This window comes from Imperialibacter sp. (genome assembly GCF_040222815.1).
Lineage (GTDB): Bacteria > Bacteroidota > Bacteroidia > Cytophagales > Cyclobacteriaceae > Imperialibacter.
The window spans coordinates 724,468-749,356 of the sequence record NZ_JAVKCH010000022.1; the positions used below are offsets into that span (position 1 = coordinate 724,468).

The following is a 24,889-nucleotide window of genomic DNA, read 5'->3' on the forward strand; positions in this document are numbered from 1 at the left end:
CAAAGCTAGAAAGGAACACTCACGTCTTCTGCTTCTTCTTTTGTGCCGAAGGAAACAGCACGTTGTTCAGGATGAGCCGATAGCCTGGCGAGTTGGGATAGAGGTCGAGGTTGGTCTGTTCCCGCCAGCCACCGGGGGAACGTTCAGGGTCGTGGCCGCTGTAGAACGTCCAATGCCCGTAGCCCATTTCGCCGTAGATGTAGCGCACCTCCCCGTCATCCGCATTTTCGCCCAGGATCAGCACATCGGACTTAACGGTGGGGGCCGCAAATGCTGTGGTTTGGCCAAAAAAGGATTTAACAACAGCTGTATGGTTTTGGGTAAGTAGGGAAGGTACAATGTCCCACTTGGCTGAGAAATCGAACAGTGAAAAGTAGCCCGAGCTTTCGTCGTAGTAATAGCGACGGCCTTCCGAGGTGTTGATATTTGAAAACCTTCTCGAGTTGGGCGGGTCAAGAATGAAATCAGTAAAAGCGAAGGTTTTGCTAAAGTCAAGCTTTTGCTGTGCCTGTGGATCCATTCCGTCGCCATCGTACATGCTTTCCACAATATCTACCCCTTCAGCTGCAAGAGCGATGTCGAAGGTTTCAGCACCGGAGCACATGGCAAAAAGGTAGCCGCCGGTCAGTGTGAACCCCTGAATCTTCTTGGCTACTGCCAGCTTCATGTCGGATACTTTGCTGTACCCAAAAGAGGCCGCTGTAGCTTCCTGTATCTTCGCCTCAATCTGCGACGACTGTCTTCTTAAATGCCGGCCAAATTGCCCGGTAAAGTCTTCATGATGCAAGTGCAGCCAGTCGAAATGTACCAGACTGTCGGAGAGCACTTCCGTGTCGTAAATGATGGTGTAGGGAATTTCTGCGTAATCGAGGGCGGTGATCACAGCGTCGGTATTGTCTTCCACCATGTCATTTTTGGGAGAGTAAACGGCGATTCGGGGTTCCTTTTCCATTTTCACCGAGTTCATATTCACTCTAGGGCTCTCAATTTCTTTCATCAGCAGGGCGGTTTCTCCATCGCTGATCACGTCGAACGACACGCCCCTAATGCTACACTCATTTTCCACTAGAGGGTCGTAGGGAAAGAGAAAGCTGCCGCCCCGGTAGTTGAGCAGCCAGTTGATCGGTATTTCACTTTGGAGAGACAGGTAGGCGATGCCGTAGGCCTTGAGATGGTTTTTTTGGCGGGCATCCATAGGTATGAGAATAGACGCTGATTTACCTATGAGAGGAACCAGGAGAAAGATGCAACAAAGAAAACGTAGCACAACTGTACCCATGAGAAATGAGGGTTAGTGATTACTCAATATAATGAATAAATGCACATGCATTGCCGCCACCGGTCACATTTCAGTTTGCATGAGAAACGGTTTGGCCTGATCTCAGATCAGCTTGACCAAACCATATATAGCAACGGCCACAATGGCTACGATGCTGACCCAGAGGGTGATGTTGTACAATTTTCCTGAGGTGATGGGTTGCTCTCTTTTGTACTTAAAATGAATGGCTGCAAAAGCCACCAGCAGCAGCAAAACAGAGCCGACAATGCCACCTGAAAGAATCATTAGCACAGGAGATTCTACAAAGAAATAGGCAAGAGCCCAGGCAGTAGGGAAAACCCACGCCAGCATAGCGATGGTTCTTTTTCTGGCTGCCATGTCAAAAAAGTCAATCCAGCCAAGCTGTCCGAAGATATCTGCATACATTCTCGTCCAGAAGGCAAGGGTGGCGAAAACGCTGGAGAACAGTACGAAGAAGGCGCCAACAAGGAAGATCGTTTTGAAGCCAGGCCCAAGCGACTCTGTGTAAATGGTGGCAATGGTTTCCACCATTTTGAGCCCTTCAGGCACATTGCCGCTGTGATTAAGCACGGCAGCACCCAGTAGGTAGAAAGCAGCAGTTACTGACGTGTAAATAATCATGGCAACAGTGGCGTCGAGGTACATGACTTTGGTCCAGCCTTCTGCTCTGCGTAGCCAGTCGTCGGAGTCATCACGAGGGCCAGTGTAGGCAGCATAGCCTTTCTCCCTGCACCAGTAGGTGTATGCGAGTATTTCGTCGCTGGCCACGCCCGTAATGCCAAAGGCACCAATGGCTACGCCCACCAGGGCAGGTGACAGGTCGAACTGCAGGCCACTCCATATATCGGCCATGGAGATGCTGTATTGGGTTTCGGAAAGGAAAATAAGGCAGGCAATGGTAAGGCAGGTGAAAAGCACCGTCATCACCAGTGAGGCTTTTTCCACAGGTAGGTAGTAGCCCTTGAAAATGATGCTGGCCACCAGCAAAGCAACAAAAATGACCCAGATCATGGTGGCTACCGAAGGGAAAAGCATGCTCAGCACCAGAGCGGAGCCGCCCATCATGCCCCCAATCTGGAATACTTTGAGCGACATCAGGCCGAGTATGGTCACAACAGACCATTTGCCCTTACCAGCCTTTGTCCCCGGCAGCAGCTTTAACGCCTGCATGGCGGTTTCCCCGGTTAGGATGGTATGCTTGCCGAACTCTAATTGCACAGCCACTTTGATGAGACAGCTGGCGATGATGATCCAGAAGGCAGTAAAACCCGCCGACGCACCAAGGGTTGTAGTAGCGATCAGCTCGCCTGATCCAACGATAGAAGCTGACAGGATAAAGCCCGGCCCAAGGAATTTAAGACGCTGAAAGAAGGTGGTGGGCGGTTCTTTGATCGTCGCCGCACTGATGAGGTAGGAGTTGTCGGTCATTTAAGCAGGTGAGTAGGGTGCAAACAATATAGTGAATAATAAGCACCTGGCGCTTAATTTAAAACCCTTTCCCAAGCCAGTGGTTGATTTGACCAATATTGGGATGATCTTTTCCTTTGGGTGGAAATTGGCTGAATCCTGACAGGACGATTTCGAAATAGATGATCTTTCCTTCCTGCTTATTGGGCTTTTGACCTGAAAGCAAAGCTGAAGGCAACATCGCCAACTCAATTCGCTGGGTCTAATTCCCTATCTTTGGGGGCTAAAGAAGATACTCATTGCAAAAAGAATTTCAATTTCAGGTACTGCCCGAAGAAGCAGCCGACAAGGAAGCACTCTATAAGCTGGCGAGTCAAAAGTCCTATATTCCATTCACGGACATCAGGCATGTGGAGGTGCTCAAGCGATCCATCGATGCAAGGCAAAGAATCATCAAAGTCAATCTGTCCGTTCGTGTGTACGTCAACGAAGATTTTAAGGAGGAGCCTGTCTGGCTGCCAGACTATCCTGATGTATCCACAGCGGAAGAAGTAATCATCATCGGTGCCGGGCCCGCCGGGCTATTTGCAGCGCTGAGGTGCATTGAGTTAGGTAAAAAGCCTGTCATTCTTGAAAGAGGAAAGGACGTACGTGACCGCCGCCGTGACCTGAAAGCGATTAACATCGATCATATTGTCAATGAAGACTCCAACTACTGTTTTGGGGAGGGAGGAGCCGGTACCTATTCCGACGGGAAGCTTTATACCCGGAGCAAGAAGAGGGGCGATGTACAGCGCATTTTGAAGCTCCTCGTGGGCTTTGGTGCAACAAAAGAAATTCTGGTGGAGGCCCATCCACACATTGGTACCAACAAACTGCCGGAGATCATTACTGATATTCGGGAGTGCATCCTTGCCCATGGTGGTGTGGTGAAATTCAATACCAGAGTAACCGACATCCTGCTCAAAGGCGATTCCATTGAGGGTGTTAGTACCGCTTCTGGCGATATTATTAAGGCGAAAAAAGTTATTCTGGCCACCGGTCACTCTGCCAGGGATATATTTGAGCTGCTGGATAGAAAGAAAATTAGCATCGAGCTTAAGCCATTCGCCCTGGGAGTGAGGGTGGAGCATCCGCAATCTCTGATAGACACGATACAGTACAAATGCGACGATAGGGGGACTTATTTGCCCCCTGCTCCCTATAGCATCGTGAAGCAGGTAGGTAGCGGTACCAACACCCGTGGGGTCTACTCTTTCTGTATGTGCCCGGGAGGTGTGATTGCCCCTTGTGCTACAAGCCCAGGCGAGGTGGTGACGAACGGCTGGTCACCTTCGAAAAGAGATCAGCCAAGTGCCAACTCGGGCATTGTGGTGGAGCTTAGGCCGGAAGATTTTAAGGCATTTGCCAGCAAAGGGCCGTTGGCAGCCATGGCTTTTCAGCAATCCATTGAGCAACTTGCCTGGAAAGAAGGCGGGCAGACGCAGCGGGTACCCGGACAAAGACTGATTGATTTTACCAATGGTAAACGATCGGCCGATGTACCGGAAACTTCATACAAGCCTGGTGTCACTTCGGTAGAGCTGGGGAGTGTGCTGCCAGATTTTATTTACAAAACCCTTCAGGAAGGCTTTAGGGAGTTTGGTAAAGCCATGAAGGGCTACCTGACTAATGAGGCGGTGGTACATGCGCCTGAAAGCCGCACTTCATCTCCGGTGCGCATTCCCCGTGATCCTGAAACTTTGGAGCATATTTCCGTCAAAGGACTGTATCCTTGCGGAGAGGGGGCAGGCTACGCTGGCGGCATTGTTTCGGCTGCGATTGATGGGGAGAAATGCGCTGAGAAAGCGGTAGGGTATGTAGCGGCGGCCGTTGGCGAGTGAAGACACTCGCCAGGGCGGTGGTTTGATAAAATTGATAATTTATATTTCCTTGCAAAAGAAACGGCCCGGCCGTTACTTATCACCATGTAATTTCTGATCTGACTCCGTGAAGTACCTCATATTGGCACGCTTTGCTTTGCATTGAAGAAAGAAACTAAAAGGAATGTCTACCTCATACTTTCCCTGCTCCAGAACGATAACACATTTATCTGGCTCTCCAGGAATCGCATGAGCAAACTTCACTGCATTGATATCAGTAAAGAACTCCATCTCGTGATTCCCTTCTTTAAGATTGAGCTCTTCCTGTAACTCAACACTCAAATGATCATAAAGCTTCGCTATCGGCATCTTGCCAACAAGCACAAGCGGTTTTTCATAATTCTCTTCCATTCTATTCGTTGGTTTAATTAAAACGAAATTCATTCGGTCGTTGCCCGCTATGATACGATAGCGAGAACTCAATATATCCCTTTTTCCTGACAGTGTAACGCTTCTGTATCTCTCCATAGGCAATCTGGCCCTCATTCTTCAATGTCTCAGTACCTGCCAGTTATCTAGGTAGGTTACTCAGAGTTGCCTTGGCAGCTTACTTTTTGGATACGGCCTCATCCATCATTTGAAAGAGACTCTGGGGCCTAAATCAGTGAAAGACCTTGATCCTTGCGGAGAGGGTGCTGGCTACGCAGGAGGCATTATCTCAGTTGCTATTGATGGAGAGAAATGCGCTGAGAAGGCGGTAGGGTATGTGGCGGTGTCAGTTGGCGAGTGAGGACACTCGCCAAGGCGGCGGGGACGGGTGAGTGAAGACACTCACCAGAACGGAGCCCAAGTGAGAACATCCACACTTCAGTCTTCATCCGGCAATTAAAATCTCATTCTTTTGAAGGATATTATTGGCATTAACACTACATTTCTTGCAGACTTCAACAACTAAAGCAAATAGCCATGGCAAAAGGAACATCACCCCAAAAAGGTAACGAGAAAAAGGAGCCCACCAAGAACCTGAAAGAGAAGAGGGCCGAGAAGAAAGCTAAGAAAGCATCAAAAAGGGATTAAGTCCCTTTTTTTATTCATAAAAGTCAATCAACGCTCCAAAATAAGTCGTATTCCAACCTTCCACAATGTCGTCGTAGTCGTCATCGGGAATGTTGCTGTGGCGCAGCTCGGCTGAGGTACCGTTTTTGTGTGGGTGAAGAATAATGGTGACAATCGACGCTTCTGCCTGCTCGCCAAAATACCACTGCTGCACAATTTTTCTTCCAGGCTCAAACTCCAGGTTCTTCCCAACAATGCTTCCTTCCCAAAGAGAAAATTCTGAGCCTGGCTCGGTCGACATTTCTGCTTCTTCACCTGTCCAGGCGTGAAGGGAGGCGGGGTGTGTAAGAGCGGCGAATACTTCTTCTGGTAGAGCCGGTACGATGTAGTATTTTTTATAGTCTTTCATTCAAACGAATTACTGATTTGATATTGCTGATTTCAGATTTAATGCTTCCTTCGGCACTGCTTTTTATGTTAAAAATGCTTAAGAAAAACCAAAGAATGATTCCCTTATTCGCATTTGCGATTGCCATCTGGAAATTATATGAATCAACCTTAAAAATAAAATTCTTCATTCAGCTTTATTTGGCCAATATCAGTTGGGTAGAAACGGGCGAGCATGTCGATCACTTTGGTTAACTTTAAGAAATCATTGACCCAATATCCATTTCGTTAACTTTTATGTCACATACCGAATCACCCTACAAGCCGAAAAATCACATAAGGATAGTCACTGCTGCTTCGTTGTTCGACGGCCATGATGCTGCCATCAATATCATGCGCCGGATTATTCAGGCCACAGGTGTAGAGGTGATTCACCTGGGCCACAACAGGTCAGTGCAGGAAATTGTCGACTGCGCTATTCAGGAAGATGTGCAGTCGATTGCCATCACCAGTTACCAGGGTGGGCATGTAGAGTTTTTCAAGTACATGTACGACCTGCTCAGGGAGAAAGGAGCCGGGCATATCAAGATATTTGGGGGGGGAGGCGGAACCATCCTGCCAACGGAAGTAGAAGAGCTGCATGCCTATGGCATCAATCGCATTTATTCGCCGGACGACGGGCGCACCATGGGTCTGCAAGGAATGATCAATGACCTGATTGCCGGGAGCGACTTCCCTATTGGCGATCACCTCAACGGTGAGCTTGGTAGCTTGAAGAAGAAAGATGTAAAGTCGGTGGCCAGGCTGATATCGGCCGCTGAGAATTTTCCAGACGTTGCTCAGCCGCTGCTACAAAAGATAGATGCTGAGGCTGCAAAAAGCAAGGTGCCGGTGTTGGGTATCACAGGCACTGGCGGCGCTGGCAAATCCAGCTTGGTTGATGAGCTTGTGCGTCGGTTTTTAGTTGATTTCGAGGGCAAGCATATCGGAGTGGTGTCGGTTGACCCCTCCAAAAGAAAAACCGGGGGTGCTTTGCTGGGCGACAGGATTCGCATGAACGCCATCCATCACCCCAGGGTATACATGCGGTCGCTGGCTACCCGGCAGTCGAACCTGGCACTGTCGAAGCATGTGCAGGAAGCTGTGAACATTCTCAAAGCCGCCGAGTTTGACCTGATTATTCTTGAGACCTCTGGCATTGGTCAGTCGGATACAGAAATCACTGATCATTCCGACGTGTCGTTGTATGTGATGACGCCGGAGTACGGTGCAGCTACTCAGCTGGAGAAGATCGATATGCTCGACTTTGCCGACATGATCGCTATCAACAAGTTTGACAAGAGAGGCGCCCTCGATGCCGTGCGGGATGTGAAGAAACAGTATAAGCGCAACCATGGCCTTTGGGAAACACCAGACGACCAATTGCCAGTATTTGGCACCATTGCCAGCCAGTTTAATGACCCCGGCATGAACACGCTGTACAGGAAGCTGATGGATAAGATTGTAGAGAAAACAGGTGCTGGGCTGGCGTCTGCTTCTACATCGTCGGACGAACTCTCAGAAAAGATTTTCATCATTCCTCCCAAGCGTACCCGCTATTTGTCGGAGATTACTGAGACCATCAGGCACTACAATGAGTGGGTGGAGGAGCAAAAGGAAGTGGCCCAAACGCTTTACGGCATCAAAAAAACCATAGCCGCCGCAAAGAAAGCCGGAGAGGACAAGGTGTTGGGAGAGAAGCTCGATGGACTTTTCGAGAAGACGTCGCTTGACCTTGACCCCAAAAACTTAAAAGTGATTGAGGAATGGCCTGAAAAAGTACAGCGGTATAAAAGCGGAGAATATGTTTATTCGGTAAGAGGGAAGGAGATTAAAGTGCCTACTCATACGGAGTCGCTCTCACACACCAAAGTGCCAAAAATAAGCTTGCCCCGGTATGACGGCTGGGGCGACGTGCTGAAGTGGAACTTGCAGGAGAATGTGCCGGGAGAGTTTCCTTACGCCGCCGGCGTGTTTCCGTTCAAGCGCACCACTGAAGACCCTACCCGCATGTTTGCCGGAGAGGGCGGCCCCGAGCGCACCAATAAGCGCTTCCATTATGTGTCGAAAGACAATGCGTTTGCCAGGTTGTCGACTGCTTTCGATTCGGTGACTTTGTACGGAGAAGACCCCGATCACCGGCCCGACATATACGGCAAAATTGGCAATTCCGGCGTGAGTGTCTGCTCGCTGGACGATGCCAAGAAGCTTTACTCAGGCTTCGACCTGATTGATCCAACTACATCTGTCTCAATGACCATCAACGGGCCTGCAGCTACGATCTGTGCGTTTTTCATGAATGCCGCCATAGACCAGAACTGCGAGAAATACATCAAAGCGCAGGGCATTGAAGCGAAGGTGAAGGAGAAAATCACGGAACTCTTTAAGGCCAAAGGAATGACACAGCCTGTGTACAGTGGGGCGATTCCCGAAGGCAACAATGGGCTCGGGTTAATGCTGTTGGGCATAACGGGAGATCAGGTGCTGCCTGCTGATGTGTACCAAAAGATCAAAGCTGATACCCTTTCAAAAGTGCGAGGCACAGTACAGGCCGACATCCTCAAAGAAGACCAGGCACAAAATACCTGCATTTTCAGCACGGAATTCTCCCTGAAAGTAATGGGTGACGTGCAGCAGTATTTTATCGATCAGAATGTTCGGAATTTCTACTCCGTATCTATCTCGGGCTATCACATTGCTGAAGCTGGTGCCAATCCTATTTCTCAGCTGGCTTTCACGTTGTCGAACGGGTTTACCTTTGTTGAATACTATGTCAGCCGTGGCATGCATGTCGACGATTTTGCTCCTAACCTTTCTTTCTTCTTTAGTAATGGGGTCGATCCGGAATATTCCGTGATTGGCAGAGTGGCCAGGAAGATTTGGGCGAAAGCTATGAAGCTGAAATACGGTGCTAATGAGCGCTCTCAAATGCTGAAGTACCATATCCAAACCAGTGGTCGGTCGCTACACGCACAGGAGATCGACTTCAACGACATCAGAACGACGCTTCAGGCTCTTTATGCTATTTACGATAACTGTAACTCGCTACACACCAATGCCTACGACGAGGCCATCACCACGCCGACGGAAGAGTCCGTGCGCCGGGCTATGGCCATTCAGTTGATTATCAACAAAGAGCTTGGCCTGGCCAAAAATGAAAACCCATTGCAGGGCTCGTTCATTATCGAAGAGCTGACCGATTTGGTAGAAGAAGCAGTAATGGCCGAGTTTGACAGAATCACTGAAAGAGGGGGAGTGCTGGGTGCTATGGAAACCATGTACCAACGGAGCAAAATCCAGGAAGAGAGCCTTTATTATGAGACAATGAAGCACAACGGAGACTTCCCGATCATTGGCGTCAATACCTTCCTTTCATCAAAAGGCTCGCCGACCATCACGCCCATGGAAGTAATAAGGGCCACGAAAGACGAAAAGGAGTTTCAGATTGAGTCTTTGAATAGCCTGCAGAAATTCAACGAAGACAGGTCTCAGGCGGTGCTTTCAAGCCTTCAGCAGGCCGCCATCAGCAATCAAAACATGTTTGAGGAGCTGATGGAAGCCGTGAAGTACTGTTCTTTAGGGCAAATCACCCATGCTTTGTACGAAGTGGGTGGGCAGTACAGGAGGAATATGTAAAGCCTTATACCTTTTTAGGAGGCAAGTCAAAAGCAACAGCCTCATGCTCAAAGTGCTCTTTGTGCGACCCATCGCAGAATGGCTTATTGGCGGATTTTCCGCAACGACACAATGAGACAATCGTTCTTCCCTGAAGGCCGTATGCATTGCCTTCTTTGTCTACGATTTCAAAATCCCCGTCAATTTTCAGAGAGCCATTATTGTTTACTGTGATTTTGGTCATGGATGTTTTTTTGACGCAAATGTAGAAACTTAGAAATTGGATAAAAGGAAATCGGCTTGTGGTGTGTAGTTTTGTGTCTAAATAGTCTGAATATCTCAAAATCCTTGAGTTTGTCTTTCGATCCACTAGCATTCGATCTTCCTGTTGTCGACATTATTCCACAGATAAAGGAGAGTCTGGACAGGGAAAACACCCTGATCGTCAATGCACCTCCCGGAGCTGGAAAAAGCACGCTGCTACCACTGGCGCTGATGAACGAACCATGGCTGGCTGGTAAAAAGATATTGATGCTGGAGCCCCGGCGCCTGGCGGCCAGGTCAATTGCAACCAGAATGGCCTCCATGCTGAATGATGAGCTCGGAAAGAAAATAGGCTACCGGATCAGGTTCGAAAATAGAACATCAGATCAGACGCAAATCGAAGTGCTTACCGAAGGCATTCTCACCCGATTGATCCACTCCGACAATGCATTGGAGGGTGTTGGGATGGTCGTGTTCGACGAGTTTCATGAAAGGAGCCTCCATGCTGACGTGGCACTGGCGCTTTGCAGAGAGGTGCAGCAGGTGTTGCGGCCCGATCTGCGCATCATGATTATGTCGGCTACGCTGGACATGGAACGGCTGCCAGCGCTCATGAAAGCACCTGTGGCCGTGAGTGAAGGACGGCAATATCCTGTGGAGGTGATCTACACCGGCGAGCAGGACCTGATGATGTTGCCGGAAACGACTGCCAGAATCATTCTCAAAGCATCGAGGGAAAGAGAAGGCGATATCCTGGCTTTTTTTCCTGGAGAAGGGGAGATCAGAAAATGCGAGGAGCTGCTCAGAAAGGAAATGGCTGATTTCGCCATCCACCCGCTTTACAGTCAGCTACCACAAAGCCAGCAATTCGCCGCCATTATGCCCGGTAAAGACGGGCGCAGAAAAGTGGTGCTTGCTACATCCATAGCGGAGACCAGTTTGACCATTGAAGGCATCAAAGTGGTGGTTGATACGGGTTACGGCCGCACGTCGAAGTTCGACCCCCGCTCAGGACTTTCAAAGCTGGAAACCGTACAGATATCCAAAGATTCCGCCGACCAACGAGCGGGCAGGGCTGGCAGACTGAGCCCAGGCGCTTGCTACCGGATGTGGAGCAAGACCACACAGGAGCGGCTGGAGCCACACCGAACGCCTGAGATCATGGAAGCTGACCTGGCCAATCTCATGCTGGATATGGCACAATGGGGCATTGTGGATGTTAAACAGCTTACCTGGTTAACACCACCGCCTAAAGGCGCTCTGGCCCAGGCTTCAGATACCCTGCATCATTTGGATGCCCTTGAAAATACCAAAATCACATCTCATGGGAAGAAGATGCATGAGCTGCCTTGTCACCCAAGAATAGCCCACATGTTGCTAATGGCGAAAGAATCAGAGAAGGTGGAGTTGGCTACCGACCTGGCTGCCGTGCTGGAAGAACGAGACCCCCTGCCACGAGAGACTGGCATCGATATCACCCTGCGGATTGAGGCCTTGCGAAGGTTTCGGGATAATGGCGGACAGGGAAAACAGTTTGGGAGAATAGAAAAAGTGGCGGAATCGTATCGGAGAATATTTGACCTTGAAGTGGATAATGGCGTTTTCGACCCCTATGAGGTTGGCTTGTTGCTGGCTTATGCGTACCCTGAAAGAATTGCCTGCGCCAGGCCGGGCAATAATGCCCAGTTTCAGCTTGCCAACGGCAAGTATGCCATGGCTTCACATAAAGACGATCTGGCTCACGAACCATGGCTGGCAGTGGCTCACCTCGACGCCCGTGATGGTATGGGAAAGATTTTTCTGGCTGCTCCGCTTAATCCTAAAGATCTCACACCCCTGGTGAAAGAAAAGGAAATAGTGACCTGGGACACCAGAAAGGGAGGCCTCATAGCCTCACTCGATTTGAGGATTGGAAGCATCGTCCTTCGTTCGAAACCATTGCCAACACCCGATGAAGGCCAGTTGATACAAGCGATAAGTGAAGTCATAGCTAAGGAAGGGGAGGCGCTTCTAAGCTTTGGCGATAAGTTCGTTCAATGGCAGAGCCGGGTAATGAGCTTAAGGAAATGGAATCCGGAGCAGGGCTGGCCCGATGTAAGTACTCATTCACTGTTGGCGACAAACGGAGAGTGGCTTGGGCACTATTTATCGGGCATAAAGAAGCCGGAGGATCTGAAAAAGATTGACCTTGTTGAGGTGCTTTATAGTTCGCTGGACTGGGACACTCAAAAAGAGCTTGAGATATTAGCCCCAGCACATATTGAGGTGCCGAGCGGATCAAGAATTAAGCTTCAGTACTTTTCCGCCGGGGAGTCCCCGGTGTTATCGGTCAGGCTGCAGGAAGTATTTGGGCTTGCTGAAACCCCAAGAATAAACGGCGGGAAAACAGCGGTGGTGCTGCATCTGCTATCGCCGGGATACAAGCCAGTGCAGGTAACGTCAGACCTCAAAAGCTTCTGGAGCAATGCCTATTTTGAAGTGAAAAAGGATCTTAAGAGAAGGTATCCGAAGCATTCCTGGCCCGATGACCCCTGGACAGCCCTGGCCGTACGAGGCGTTCAAAGGAAGGGTAGATGACGCTGCCCGAGGCTTTTAGCAATTCAGGGTTTACCTTTCCGTGCCGGGTGTTAGGTCAGTTTGATGAACCACAGAGCTTTTCCATCACGCTGGCCACTTTGGTGTCGCCAAGCTCACTGGCCATCGATAAATCGCTACAGCCGCCCTGCTTGTCACGGAGTCTGATCTTCTCGATGCCTCTAAGTTTATAAGCCCTGCTCGACTGAGGGTTGATTTCAATGACTTTTGTGAAATCCTCTATGGCACCTCTGTAGTCTTTCAGTTTGTCTTTGGCGGTTGCCCGGTAGTAAAATGCCTCCTCGTGGTTCGGAGAGAGTTTTACTACTTCGGTGAGGTCTTCTATGGCCCCGTTGAGGTCTAGCGTCTCAATCTTTGCCATTCCTCTCACATAGTAAGTCTTTAACTTGTCAGGGTCGTCAATCAGGTACTTCAGGGCGTTGGTGTAATCTTCGATGGCACCTACGTAGTTTTTTAATTCGGCACGAGCATTACCTCTATCGTAATACACTTCCCCCTTCAGTCCATATAGTTTGATGGATTTGTCATAATCTACAATGGCTGCTTCATAGTCTCCCTTAACGGCACTAACATACCCTTTGCCCCACCAATACTGGGCTGAATCTGCGTCGGACGCTTTCTCCTGGGATTTCGATTCCCCATTAAAAAATACGACGAAGAGGACTCCTACGGTTAATAGCTTCTTAATCATGCTGGTCGACTAAATCAGTTAATCTCAATTTCAAAAAAAAATACAACGTCGCTCGATCAAAATGTTTATAAATCGGTAAAACAAAATATTTCAGGCGGCGCAGTTACAAACTAGTACAACAGAAAAAACAAAAGTGGATAACTAAAATTACTCGTGTAAGTTTATAATGTTCACTAGTGTTGATATCACATCACCTACAAAGGTAACCCCTTATAATTATTTTTTTTATTGCTTAAGTCCTATTATTAATCTAGAGCTCTTACCGCTTTTTAAAATAGGGTGCAAAACAACTCTATTTCTTGTCTAAAGTCATTGAAAATGGCCAGCTAATGGCGGAAAAACCCCTTTTTGTATTCGGTTTTGACGTCATATCAAATGAGATTTTAGCCCCTTTCACCAACTCGGCATGAGCGAGCCAATTTTTATCATATACACTTTCGTTGTAGACCACCTTATTAACATAAAAATTCGCCTGATTGTTTTCGGGTGCAAGAATTTCAATGTTTTTACCGTTTTCCAAAGAAATCATTACCTCCTTGAACAACGGAGTTCCCAATACATACTGATCTGTGCCGGGGCATACCGGATAAAAACCCATAGCTGAGAATACATACCAGGCGGAGGTTTGCCCGTTGTCTTCGTCGCCACAGTAACCGTCCGGAGCAGGGGTGTACAGTTTGTTCATTACTTCCCGGATCCAATACTGTGCCTTCCAGGGTTCGGAAGTATAATTGTACAGATAGGTCATGTGCTGGATGGGTTGGTTTCCGTGCGCATATTGTCCCATGTTCATGATTTGCATCTCTCTGATTTCGTGTATGGTGAAGCCATAGTAGCTATCGTCAAAGAGCGGTGGCATGGCAAAGACGGAGTCGAGCATGCTAATAAACATTTTGTCGCCGCCCATGAGTTGCTTTAGCCCCTCAATGTCATGAAAAACAGACCAGGTATAGTGCCAGCTGTTGCCCTCGGTGAATGCATCTCCCCATTTGAGTGGATTAAAAGGTGATTGAAAGCTGCCGTCTTCGTTTTTGCCCCGCATGAGTTTTGTCTCACTGTCAAAAAGGTTCTTATAGTTCTGCGAGCGCTTTTTGTAGAGATCGATCTCTTTCTGAGGCTTATTCAGTGCTTTTGCCAGCTGATAAATGGTGAAGTCATCGTAAGCATATTCTAAAGTGCGTGCCGCATTTTCGTTAATGCCTACGTTGTAGGGTACGTAGCCTAGCTTATTGTAGTAAGGAGCACCCCTTCTGGCTACAGCGTCCATGGGCCCTTCGGTATTGGCATCCTTTTTCAGCGCTTCGTACAACGTGTTAATGTCATATCCTCTGAGGCCCTTTAAGTAAGCGTCAGCCACGACAGATGCTGAATTGTTTCCTACCATTACGTTTCGGTATCCCGGACTTGCCCATTCGGGCAGGAAGCCACCCTCTTTGTAATCGTTGATGAGCCCCTCCTGCATCTCCTTGTTGATGGATGGATAAAGGAGATTGAGCAAGGGATAAAGTGCCCTGAAGGTGTCCCAAAATCCGGTGCCAGAAAACATGTAGCCGGGAAGTACTTGTCCGTTATAGGGGCTGTAGTGAACGATTTTTTCCTGCTTATCCAATTCGTACATTTTTTGCGGAAACAGGAGTGTGCGGTAGAGGCATGAATAGAATGTGCGCATCTGATCGATTGAACCGCCCCCAACAGCCACTACACCAAGCTTTTCGTTCCACACTTTTTCTCCTTCGGTTTTTACTTGCTCAAAGGTTTTGCTGCCCACTTCCCTTTTGAGGTTGATGACGGCCTGTTCAGGGCTTATGAAGGAGGAGGCTACCTTGAGGTGAACTACTTCACCCTTTTTTGTTGGGAAGCCAACGGCTCCCACAGCATGCCCTTTCTTGAGCGTGTCGGAAACGCTCCAATTCACTTTTTTATCCAGCTCAATGACGAAATAGTTGCGAAAATTGTCTGGCACGCCACCACTGTTTCTCACTGTGTAGCCGGTTATTCTGCCGTTTTCTTCGTCTATGACTACTTCAGAACCTTTGTCGAAGCCATCTATTACCAGCCAGGCGCTGTCTGCCTCCGGATAGGTGAGCCTGAAAATAGCTGCCCTTTCAGTGGGAGTTATTTCGGTGGTAATGTTGGCATCAGCCAGGTACACGCTATAGTAATGTGGTTGGGCTATCTCGGCCTTGTGGGAGAACCAGCTGGCTCTTTTGTCTTGGTCAAACTGAACCGTTCCTGTGCCTGGCATAAGACTGAACTGACCATGGTCGTTCATCCAGGGCGATGGCTGGTGCGTTTGTTTGAATCCCCTGATTTTGTCGGCATCGTAAGTATAGGCCCAACCGTCGCCCATTTTGCCGGTCTGGGGAATCCAAAAGTTCATGCCCCACGGCACGGCAACTGCCGGGTAGGAGTTGCCATTGGACAGCTCCATTTTTGAGTCTGTTCCCATGAGCGTATTGACCAGCCCAACGGGATTTTCAGTGGTTTGTGCCTTTAGACCAAAAGTCAAGAGGCAAATAGGGATAAATAAGGACAATCTCATTGAATACTGGTTGAAAAGCTATGTGAGCTGGCGAATAGTAAATCAATTGGTACCCCCGGGTAAAGTCAACGCCTTTCACCGAAGTGCCATCAACAAAAGTAAATACTTAGATATTGTTTAGCCAGACAGAGAAGTCATTTTTCAGACTTAAATTGCTATTTCGAAACTCATTTGACTAGTCGTCTAAAAAGAAAAAAGGAATGAAGCATGCGTTTGAACTCTCGGCCGCTCTTATTTTTAGCTTTTTTGTTGCCACAGCTCAGCCTTCCGCCACGCCGCTAACGCCCCGGCAGCTGACAGACTCCCTTGAACTGCTGATGGAAAGGAACAACATCCCAGGTATCATGCTGACCATTGTAAAAGATGACAGCGCCATCTTTTCAGGCGGACTGGGCGTGAAAGACAAAGAGGCAAATTCTGGGGTTGATGGGTCTACCCTGTTCAGGTTGGGGTCTATTACCAAAAGCTTTGTGGCGTTGGCCGTGCTCAGGTTAGTGGAAGAAGGCAAGTTTACACTGGAAGACGAAGTGAAGGATTTGGCACCGGAAATCGACTTTGAGAACAGCTTCGAGCCGGAGCACCCTGTGCGGGTAAAACACCTGCTTTCACACACAGCAGGGTTCGACGACATGCACCTGAATGAGGTGTACAACACCTCAGATACTGTTGTTTACCCTCTAGGGAGGGTGCTGGCGCAGCACAAAAAAACGCTTAAAGTGCGGTGGCAGCCGGGAACCCGCTATGCCTACAGCAACCCTGGCTGGACAGTGGCCGGTTACCTTATCGAAAAGTATGCAGAGCAACCCTACGATGAATTCATAACCGCAACGGTACTCAGCCCAATCGGGATGAAGACCTCTAATTTTAAGTCTGTTCCTGAGGGACAAGCTTATTCTAAAGGATATGACGGAACCGGAAAGGAAGTGCCCTTTCTTCCCATCTATCATCGCCCTGCAGGAGCCTTCAATAGCAATGCCAACGATATGGCACGGTTTCTTTCTTTTTGGATCAGAAGGGGAAGGGTAGATTCTGTGCAAGTTTTTGCCTCAAAGGTACTTGACCTGATGGAGAGACCAGTCTACACCATTGCCAATCAGGCCGGCTTACCAGTTGGCTATGGCCTGGGAAACTATACTTTTGATACGCAGCTTCCTGTTTCGTTTCATGGGCACGATGGCGGGATTGATGGTTTTTCATCGTCTTTCGGTTACAACAGTCAGTATGGAATAGGCTTTGCCATTTCCAACAATGCAGGCAAGGGCATGGGAGATTTGGTCAACCTTGTCAAGCAGTTTCTGGTGCAGGACATATCAGTTGCAAAGCCAGCTGCTCAGGCACTGGATGTTGAAACAATGAAACAATACGAAGGCTACTACCTCTTCAAAGCCTCCCGTAACCAGATTTTTGCCTTTATCGATCGGATATTCAGCACCTGTGAGGTGACCATCGACAACGACACCCTGTACCTGAAGCAGTTTATGAAGGATCGCTTTCCAGTGGTGCCAGTTACTAATTCAAATGGGGAGGGCTATCTTTTTGCCGGGCTCAAAGACTATGTTCCCAGTCATGTATTTGTACCAACCGACACAGGTGAGCCTGTGTTGGCTACGGCAGTAGTTGGCAACTATCTTGAGAGAGTGAAATACTCGAGTGTTGTCACCAAGCGGGTACTGCTGGTGGTGTCGTTGGTATTGTTGGCCAGTTCGTGCTTTGCTACGCTGGTGTGGTTGATTTTTGCGATCAGAAAGTCGTTGCCCTGGCAGGAGTTCTTTCGGAGAATGGTGCCGTCGTTGGTGGTGGTTGGTTTGGTTATGGTTTCTACCGGGCTCCTCGGAACCATTAATAAGCTAAGTGAAGCAGGCGAACCGACCTTGAATGGCTGGCTTATTTACCTGGGAGGCTGGATCATATTATTCAGTGCTTTTTTAAGCACCCGCTTCGGCATTATGAACTTTAAGTTGGGGGAGAAGAAGGCTTTCTCCGTGTATTATATCTTGCTGGCCTTCTCCTGTGTCATTGTCACGTTATTTCTTTATGATGCTGGCTGGATGGGATTGAAAGTGTGGGAGTACTAACACCGCCTGTCTTTTTATTGAGCTATTTAGGTGACTTTTTTAAGCGGAATTGATTTTCACAAGCCTGACCACTCGGCCTCCCAATGGCATGCTCAATAAAGAACCGCTTTGTATTTCCTGTGGATTGCTTAGATTCATTTGAAATCTGGAAATATGAGCAAGAAGAAACTACTGGTGCTAACAGGCGGCGGCGACTGCCCCGGTCTCAACGCCGTGTTGCGGGGGATTGTAAAGAGGTCGCAGCAAAACCCTGAATGGGAGGTGTACGGAAGTATAGAAGCCTATAATGGCGTGCTGAGCGACCCCCAGGAGATTGTCAGGTTGGACAACAAGGCCATCGCCGGCATCCATGTAAAGGGCGGCACTATCATAAAAACAACCAATAAAGGAGGGCCGTTTACCTGGCCCGTGAAGCATGAAGATGGAAGCTGGTCCAGCATTGACCGCTCCGATGACCTACTCAACCGCCTTGACGCCCTCGGCATAACTGCGGTAATTAGCATAGGCGGCGATGGTTCACAGCGCATTTCACAGAAGCTTTATGAGCGGGGTCTGGACATCGTAGGCGTCCCGAAAACAATTGACAATGATCTTTCGGGCACCGATTTTACTTTTGGTTTTCAAACAGCGGTGCAAATTGCTTCCGATAGCCTCGACAAGCTGGTGACCACTGCCGAAAGCCACCACCGGGTAATGATCATGGAGGTGATGGGCAGGGCAGCTGGCTGGATTGCCCTTCATACAGCCATTTCTGGTGGGGCAGAGGTTTGTCTTATTCCAGAGATTCCCTATGATGTAGAGAAAATCAAGCAACGAATTGATCAGCGTTACCATAATGGGAAGGGTTTCGCTCATATTGTGATGGCTGAGGGTGCTAAGCCGATTGGGGGTGATGTGGTCGCCACTAAAAGCAGCGAGGTGGGGTATAAAAATATCCGGTTGGGAGGATGTGCTTACCGGCTTTCTCAAGAATTGAAAGATGCGGGCTGTGAGGCCGACATTCGTGAGACCGTATTGGGTCATATCCAAAGAGGAGGGGGCCCTATAGCCTTTGACAGGGTGCTTGCCTTGCAATTTGGCGTGAAGGCATTTGAAATGGTGCTGGAACAGAAGTTTGGCAGGATGGTGGCCTATAAACACAACGACATCGTGGACGTTCCCTTGCTGGAGGCCATTAGTACCTACAACTATGTTAACACTGATTCCTACCTAGTGAAAACAGCAAGAGGCTTAGGGATTTCTTTCGGAGATTAAGTTGGACTTCAATAATACCTCTATCACTTTTAAGGCAGTGAACCCGGGCAAAAAAAAAGCCAAACAATGCTGTTTGGCTTTTCGAGGAAGTTAGGTTGATTAATAATAAACCGGGCATAAAGGATCTTTAGAAAGAGCCTTTATTAATACTCTATAGTTGATCATGATCTCATGCGTTCCGTTAGTGTATTGCCTTTGGTTCGATGTAACCATGTCGTAGGCATAGCCAAGCCGGATGTTCTCGTTCAATACAAGTTGGGTGATCAACGTCATTGAATCACCGCTACGGTAGGAGAGACCTGCGTAAACAATGTCTTCAAATATCACATTGCAGTTAAGGTCGATACCCAATGGCAGGTTGTCCTGGTACCTGATCAGCACAGCCGGAAGAAGATTGATGTTGTCGGTCAGCGGGAAAACCATTCCTCCGGTTAAATATACGTAACGGGGTGTTCTGGCTTCCGTCCCCTTACCCAAGCTTACATCGACAACCCTGTTTTTTACAATGTGGGGGATCGATGCTCCCAGGTACACTCGTTTATTGTAATAGTAAGCACCTGTTCCAAAATTCGGGCTGAACTTTCGGGCAACTCCTGAAAGAATGTTGTCATTTTCATCCCTGATAGTTAGCAGGTCGAAATTTGACCTTCTGTCGTTGAACCCGCCTTGCAGCCCCATTGCCAAATAGCCTGTCGCTAGCTTGATTTTGTAGGCGTAGCTGGCATAAAATCCATAATCAGTATGAATACCCACCTGGTCTCTCGTTGCCGTTAGACCGACGCCGATCTGATTACTAAACAAAGGTGTATGGCCAGTGAACGTCTGGAATGATGGTGCACCATCAATATTGACCCATTGATCCCGGTGTATAACCGCAGCACTGAATTCGTTGGTGCTTCCTGCATAGGCCGGATTCAGCACCATTCCGTTGTACATGTACTGCGAAATGACCGGGCGTTGCTGGGCGAATACGTCCCAGTTGCCCAACAACACCACTACACAGAACAATAATCTAGTTACAATCTTCATACTTAACATTACCTTATGAGCTCAAGATAGCCAGAAAGTGGATCAGTTCCATCACCTTTGTCTACGAGATAGAAATAGGTACCCGCAGGTAACAGCCTGCTTCCAGCTACTATTCCCTTGTTACTGACACCATCAAAGTATATATCTGTGTTATCGTAACTATCCCCTTCCCACACAATGGCTCCAGCTCTGTTGAAAATTTTCACATTGTTGTTAGGGAACTGATCGATACAATCCATAATGAACAAGTCGTTCAGTCCATCGCCATTGGCAGAGACGCCGTTGTAGATCACGATATCCGCTCCGATAGTGAATTCCTGTGTCGCTGTACATCCGTTGCCATCCCAAATGGTCACCGAATAGTCACCAAATGTTGCTTCAAACAATCCACCTTCAAAAGTTGTGTTGCCTGTGGCAAGGTGAGTCCAGACTACGCTATCAAGTTCTATTGGCTCAGGGAACACCAGCAGCGCAACTCCTGTTGGCACCAGACACTGTGAGTCTTGCACATCCACCACAAACTGAGGCTCTGTGCGTGCATCGCTGATTGATATTCTTGACTCTTCAGATACACAACCTGTCAGAAGATCAGTAGCGATCACAATGTACTCTACGGTTTCGCCTTCTCTTCCCAGCCCTTTAGGATCGAAGCCTGTGTGGATGATTGTCGTAGTATCCGTTGCTTCGTACCAGTCGAACTGATAGTTGCCAATATTACCTTCTACTGTCGCCCTTGCTTCACCGTTTGGAGCGGCACAACTTGTCATATTACTCACAAGTGTCAGAGTCGGGTTAGAAGGCGTTACTGTTTGATCAGTCACCTCTACTGTTTGGGTAGACTGACAACCAGTAATTGTGTTGGTCACTCTCAGTGTATAGGGACCAGCAGCCAGATTGCCAACCACAGGCCCGTCGAAGATTTTAGCAGCTGGATCAACTAACGTTCCAGTGTACCACTCGAAAGTGTGACCGGTTACAGTGCTGTCGGCAAGGATGGCACTCAATTCGCCGTTAGGCTGGTCTTCGAAGCATATCGTCAGTGCTTGTGTCTCAGCAACGATCACGTCAGGAATGGTAGTTGCATCCGGCACTACCACCTGAATAGGTTGTGACTGACACAGCGGGTCGTCGATATTATAGACCATCAACGTGTAGGTGCCGCTGTTCAAATTCTCCCACGACTGTCCTTCAAAGTCGAACTCTCCGGCGTTGAAACCAGGAGCCACCAAACCAGCTCTCCATAGGAATCTATAGTCCTGAATCTCCTTACCAAACGGCAGGGTGATCAGGTTAGCGGCTACCACTCCATCGAATGGTGCTATACATCTGTCGTTCACAGTCGCCGTAGTTGTTACCTCCAGTGGGTTGATTGACTCGTCCGTCATTGGATAAGTTTCAACAGAGCTGCAACCTGTGGCAAGGTCTGTGACCAGCACGGTGTACATACCGGCAGCAATACCACTGAGGACAGGGTTGTTTGTCAGAAGCGGCGTGCCGGTGGCTGTAGTGCCCCTGTACCAGGCGAAAGTATAGGCATTTGTGTCATTTGACCCATTAGCTGTTACTTCGAGTAAGCCGTTAGGAATGGCAGGGTTACAGTTCGTTTGCACCTCAACATTTACCAGGCTGATTACAGGCGGTGTTGAAGCGTCTTCCACTTCTACTTCTACTTCTATGGAGCTACATCCGAAGGCATTGTCCACAGCTCTTATGTAGTAGATGCCAGCTTCCAAATCTGTGAAGATAGTGTCGGCAGCTGTTGCTATTGGTGATGCACCCGCCGTAGCCGGGTTTACATTCCAAAGCTCGAAGGTATAATCAGCCAATACGCCAGGCGTGATGCCGTTGATCTCTATAGAGCCATCAGCAGGGTCACATACTGTCATTGGCAACACCTCAATGTCATCAAAAAGCAACTGCGGTATTACCGGCACGTTCTCTAACGTGATTTCTGCGGTGCTTGTGCAACCGGTAAGGTTATTCAATACCTCAACGGTGTAAGGCCCGGCAGCCAAACCACTAATGGATTGCGTGTTGCCCAGGTTAGTGCCTGTTACACCACTGCCTTCGTACCAGGTGATTACATAGTTGTTGATATCGTAGCCAACAGCACTTGGATCATCTACTATTACACTCAACTCGCCATTGGCAGTGGAAGGATCGCAGCTTTGATCGACTTGCACTAACGTGATGTCGGCCACAGGGTAAGTGATTTCTTCTTCTACCACAAATTCAAGTGTCTGCGCACAACCTGTAACGGCATGTGTTAGAGTGACAGTGTAAGCTCCAGCGCTCAGGTTGCTGATGCTGTTCTGCCCAGCCACATTGTTGACAAGGGTAGTGGCATTGTCTACATCCTTCCAAGTGAAGTTGTAGTCTGCCAAAGCACTTGCAGCGCCACCCAGAGTAACTACGTCTACCGAAGCAGCACCGTTAGGCGTACAGTTGGTTTGGTCAGTAGTTGTTCTTGCGGTTACTACGACTGGGAGAGATTGCGTACCAACAACTATTTGCTGGGACACTTGACATGTCGAGACATTGTTAACTATCGTGACCGTATAAGTGTCAGCTGAGAGACCGGTGATGCTTGTCAGGCCATTGAAGGCTGGCAGTGCTCCGGTAGTATTGGCCCAAGTGATGGTAGTGCCATCTGTTGTAGCATCGCCGTCCGTATCCTGTGCAGCCAGAGTGATTGTTATTGCTCCCACGCCAAGCGTTCCACCCACACAACCCTGGTCTTCAGTAACTACGGCTGTCAGTGAAGGATTCACGTGGTGGTCTTCAATAGTCAGCTTAATGAATGCCGAAGGACAACCTGTCGAGTTTCTGGTTGCTTGAATATAGTATTCGCCAGGGCCAAGCGTTCTCGTATGATTGTAAACAGTGGTTGACCCGCTTACATCCAAGTTGGCACCTACCTGGGTTGTTTTGTTGCTTTGGTACAATCTCCAGGTATATGCCTGGAGATCCTGAACGCCGTTGGTGATCTTATTGCTTCTCAGTTCGAATGATCCGTTACCAGCCGGAGTAGTGCACAATGTAGAGTGTGTCAAAGCCGCTGCAGTAAACGCTGGGGTTACGAGGTTCTGAGTAACCTGGAACCGCTCTGTCGTTTCGCAACCAGAAGCAGTATTTTCCACAATTACCGTGTAGAAGCCGACAGCAAGGTCGGATACCACAAACTCAGTTCCCGAGTTACCATCTCCGCTGATCGAACCGGGAACAAAGGCACCAGCTGCGGCAGATAAAGTTGTCTGGTATGTCCAGGTCAGGCCGTAGGTCTGCCCAGCATTGCTGGCACCAGTCTTCAATCCAAAGGTGATGGTTCCGTTGTCGCCTGTGCAGTTGATGTCGGCTGTGATAGTAGACGACTCCAATTCAGGCATCTCCCTGGCATCTTCTATATCGACAGGGTAGAACTCAGAGGCACACAGGAAGGTTTTGTGTGTGGCAGTCACATAGTAGCGACCAGGAGCCAGGGGCTCTGCTGCAAGCGCTGCCGTTGTGAACACGCCGGCTCCATGCAATGAGAAGCTAGCGTTGTACAAACGGAGCGTATAGTTCGCATCAATATTGGCTGTAGTATTAACCGTCGCATTGTCCGCAGGGTTGCCCGAACTTGTGATAGTAATGAAGTCCGTCGTGCCGTTGAAGAAAACAGAGCCGTTTTCAACATCACAAGACGTATCATCAGTGCTGCTTGCCTGCAGGGTGATTACTACTGGCACGTACTGGAGGTTGAAAGCGGCCGTAGCTGCACAGTTCAAACCAGTGGACTGGTTGTCAGTTACCTGCACCCAATATTGTCCATCCTCAACATTTGAGATGGTAGCAGTTTGGCCACCATTGCCCACTGCTACTGGGTTGACAACTCCAATCGAGCCTTTGTGCCATTGGTAGAGGTATGCCCCACCATCGTTGTTGCCGATAGTCACTGTTAAGCTACCGTCAAAGTTGGCAGGATCACAATATGTATTTGGTCGTACCTGGCTAATTGATGGCGTTGGCTTCACCGAAACGTCGTTAATAATCACCTGCCTGAAGTTGGAAGTACAGCCAGAACCAGATGTGCTGGTGGCTTGCACGAAGTAGGTACCAGAAGGCAAATCTGAAACAGTATTAACAGCGAAGGTCGGTAAGGGAACAACAGTACCAATGAATGTATCAGTGAATGTGCCATTACCTAATTTTTGCCAAAGCTTGAATGTGTACCCACCTGTTCCATTGGAAGCACCATTCAGGAATACATCATTTACGGTGATTGTGCCATTTTCGTCCGGGTCACAATCCTGCGAATCGGTTTTTGCGATGTCGGTAGCACGAATGAGTACTTGGTCAGGATTATCTTCTACTTGCACCACGATTTGATCGGAGCAACCTTGTCCCGGCTGAACGTTTGAGGTTACGACAATCGTGTAGAATCCAGCAGCCAGTCCAGTGGCAGAGAACATTCCATTACCGCTGAGAGCAGGCTGGGCAACCGCTGGGTTAGTGATTGCAGTACCATGGTAGGACCAGTCGAAGTCGAAGTTAGCATATTGTCCGGCAGGTAGGTCCGTGCCAAGGTTAGCAGGGTCTTCCAGAATAATCGAAACCTCACCATTTCCGCCTGTACAGAAGTTGTCGTGAGCAATGATAGGAGTGCGGAATACAGGTTCGTATCCATCAGTACCCACAGTTACCTGAGCCAGCCCTGAAGCACAACCAGTTGTCTTTCTTACAGCTTTTAGGAAATAGCTACCAGCAGGTACGTCGGTGAAGTTAACGTTACCT

At 48.7% G+C, this 24,889-nt stretch carries 16 protein-coding genes; 7 read left to right on the forward strand and 9 right to left on the reverse strand.

All coding sequences use genetic code 11. The annotated features are described in order from the left end of the window. Nucleotides 1-19: 19 nt before the first annotated feature. Nucleotides 20-1,279 carry an asparagine synthetase B gene (locus RIF36_RS12850; protein WP_350121320.1) on the reverse strand — a complete coding sequence of 420 codons (1,260 nt, stop codon included), beginning with the start codon at nt 1,277-1,279 and terminating at the stop codon, nt 20-22. 102 nt (nt 1,280-1,381) lie between these two features. Continuing rightward, nucleotides 1,382-2,728, reverse strand: coding sequence for an Nramp family divalent metal transporter (locus RIF36_RS12855; protein ID WP_350121323.1), 1,347 nt, complete (start codon nt 2,726-2,728; stop codon nt 1,382-1,384). Nucleotides 2,729-3,006: 278 nt separating this feature from the next. Between RIF36_RS12855 and RIF36_RS12860 the strand changes: the two genes are divergently transcribed. Next, entirely contained in the window at nt 3,007-4,590 is a 1,584-nt protein-coding gene (locus tag RIF36_RS12860) for an NAD(P)/FAD-dependent oxidoreductase (protein ID WP_350121326.1), read from the forward strand. A gap of 72 nt (nt 4,591-4,662) precedes the next feature. On the opposite strand, the gene RIF36_RS12865 is transcribed toward RIF36_RS12860, so the two are convergent. Beyond that, nucleotides 4,663-4,980, reverse strand: a complete 318-nt coding sequence (locus tag RIF36_RS12865) for a hypothetical protein (protein ID WP_350121329.1) — start codon at nt 4,978-4,980, stop codon at nt 4,663-4,665. A 226-nt stretch (nt 4,981-5,206) separates the two neighbouring features. On the opposite strand from RIF36_RS12865, the gene RIF36_RS12870 reads away from it, so the two are divergent. Beyond that, nucleotides 5,207-5,359, forward strand: a complete 153-nt coding sequence (locus RIF36_RS12870) for a hypothetical protein (protein ID WP_350121332.1) — start codon at nt 5,207-5,209, stop codon at nt 5,357-5,359. Between the two features lie 297 nt (nt 5,360-5,656). Here the strand turns inward: RIF36_RS12870 and RIF36_RS12875 are convergent, their stop codons facing one another. Next, nucleotides 5,657-6,034, reverse strand: a complete 378-nt coding sequence (locus tag RIF36_RS12875; protein ID WP_350097301.1) for an SRPBCC domain-containing protein — start codon at nt 6,032-6,034, stop codon at nt 5,657-5,659. Nucleotides 6,035-6,051: 17 nt separating this feature from the next. Here RIF36_RS12875 and RIF36_RS12880 point away from each other — a divergent pair, with 17 nt between their 5' ends. Then, nucleotides 6,052-6,267, forward strand: a complete 216-nt coding sequence (locus RIF36_RS12880) for a hypothetical protein (protein ID WP_350121335.1) — start codon at nt 6,052-6,054, stop codon at nt 6,265-6,267. A 42-nt stretch (nt 6,268-6,309) separates the two neighbouring features. After that, a complete protein-coding gene (locus RIF36_RS12885) occupies nt 6,310-9,687 on the forward strand; it encodes a methylmalonyl-CoA mutase family protein (RefSeq protein WP_350121338.1) in 3,378 nt (1,125 codons plus the stop codon). 4 nt (nt 9,688-9,691) lie between these two features. Here the strand turns inward: RIF36_RS12885 and RIF36_RS12890 are convergent, their stop codons facing one another. Further along, complete coding sequence (locus RIF36_RS12890; RefSeq protein ID WP_350121341.1) at nt 9,692-9,910, reverse strand: CDGSH iron-sulfur domain-containing protein; 219 nt, start codon at nt 9,908-9,910, stop codon at nt 9,692-9,694. Nucleotides 9,911-10,020: 110 nt separating this feature from the next. On the opposite strand from RIF36_RS12890, the gene hrpB reads away from it, so the two are divergent. Next, on the forward strand, nt 10,021-12,507 hold the full coding sequence (gene hrpB / locus RIF36_RS12895; protein WP_350121344.1) for an ATP-dependent helicase HrpB: 2,487 nt from the start codon (nt 10,021-10,023) through the stop codon (nt 12,505-12,507). A 55-nt stretch (nt 12,508-12,562) separates the two neighbouring features. On the opposite strand, the gene RIF36_RS12900 is transcribed toward hrpB, so the two are convergent. Next, nucleotides 12,563-13,216: a tetratricopeptide repeat protein gene (locus tag RIF36_RS12900; protein WP_350069216.1), complete on the reverse strand. Its 654-nt coding sequence runs from the start codon at nt 13,214-13,216 to the stop codon at nt 12,563-12,565. A 292-nt stretch (nt 13,217-13,508) separates the two neighbouring features. Then, nucleotides 13,509-15,758: a GH92 family glycosyl hydrolase gene (locus tag RIF36_RS12905; protein WP_350121347.1), complete on the reverse strand. Its 2,250-nt coding sequence runs from the start codon at nt 15,756-15,758 to the stop codon at nt 13,509-13,511. A 200-nt stretch (nt 15,759-15,958) separates the two neighbouring features. Between RIF36_RS12905 and RIF36_RS12910 the strand changes: the two genes are divergently transcribed. Next, nucleotides 15,959-17,833: a serine hydrolase domain-containing protein gene (locus RIF36_RS12910; RefSeq protein WP_350069222.1), complete on the forward strand. Its 1,875-nt coding sequence runs from the start codon at nt 15,959-15,961 to the stop codon at nt 17,831-17,833. Between the two features lie 153 nt (nt 17,834-17,986). Further along, complete coding sequence (locus RIF36_RS12915; protein WP_350121350.1) at nt 17,987-19,087, forward strand: 6-phosphofructokinase; 1,101 nt, start codon at nt 17,987-17,989, stop codon at nt 19,085-19,087. A 99-nt stretch (nt 19,088-19,186) separates the two neighbouring features. Here RIF36_RS12915 and RIF36_RS12920 read toward each other — a convergent pair whose 3' ends face one another. Together RIF36_RS12920 and RIF36_RS12925 are read right to left on the reverse strand one after the other, a co-directional pair. Then, entirely contained in the window at nt 19,187-20,116 is a 930-nt protein-coding gene (locus tag RIF36_RS12920; RefSeq protein ID WP_350069228.1) for a PorP/SprF family type IX secretion system membrane protein, read from the reverse strand. Between the two features lie 8 nt (nt 20,117-20,124). Next, on the reverse strand, nt 20,125-24,889 hold a 4,765-nt coding region (locus RIF36_RS12925), incomplete at its 5' end, for a T9SS type B sorting domain-containing protein (protein ID WP_350121352.1).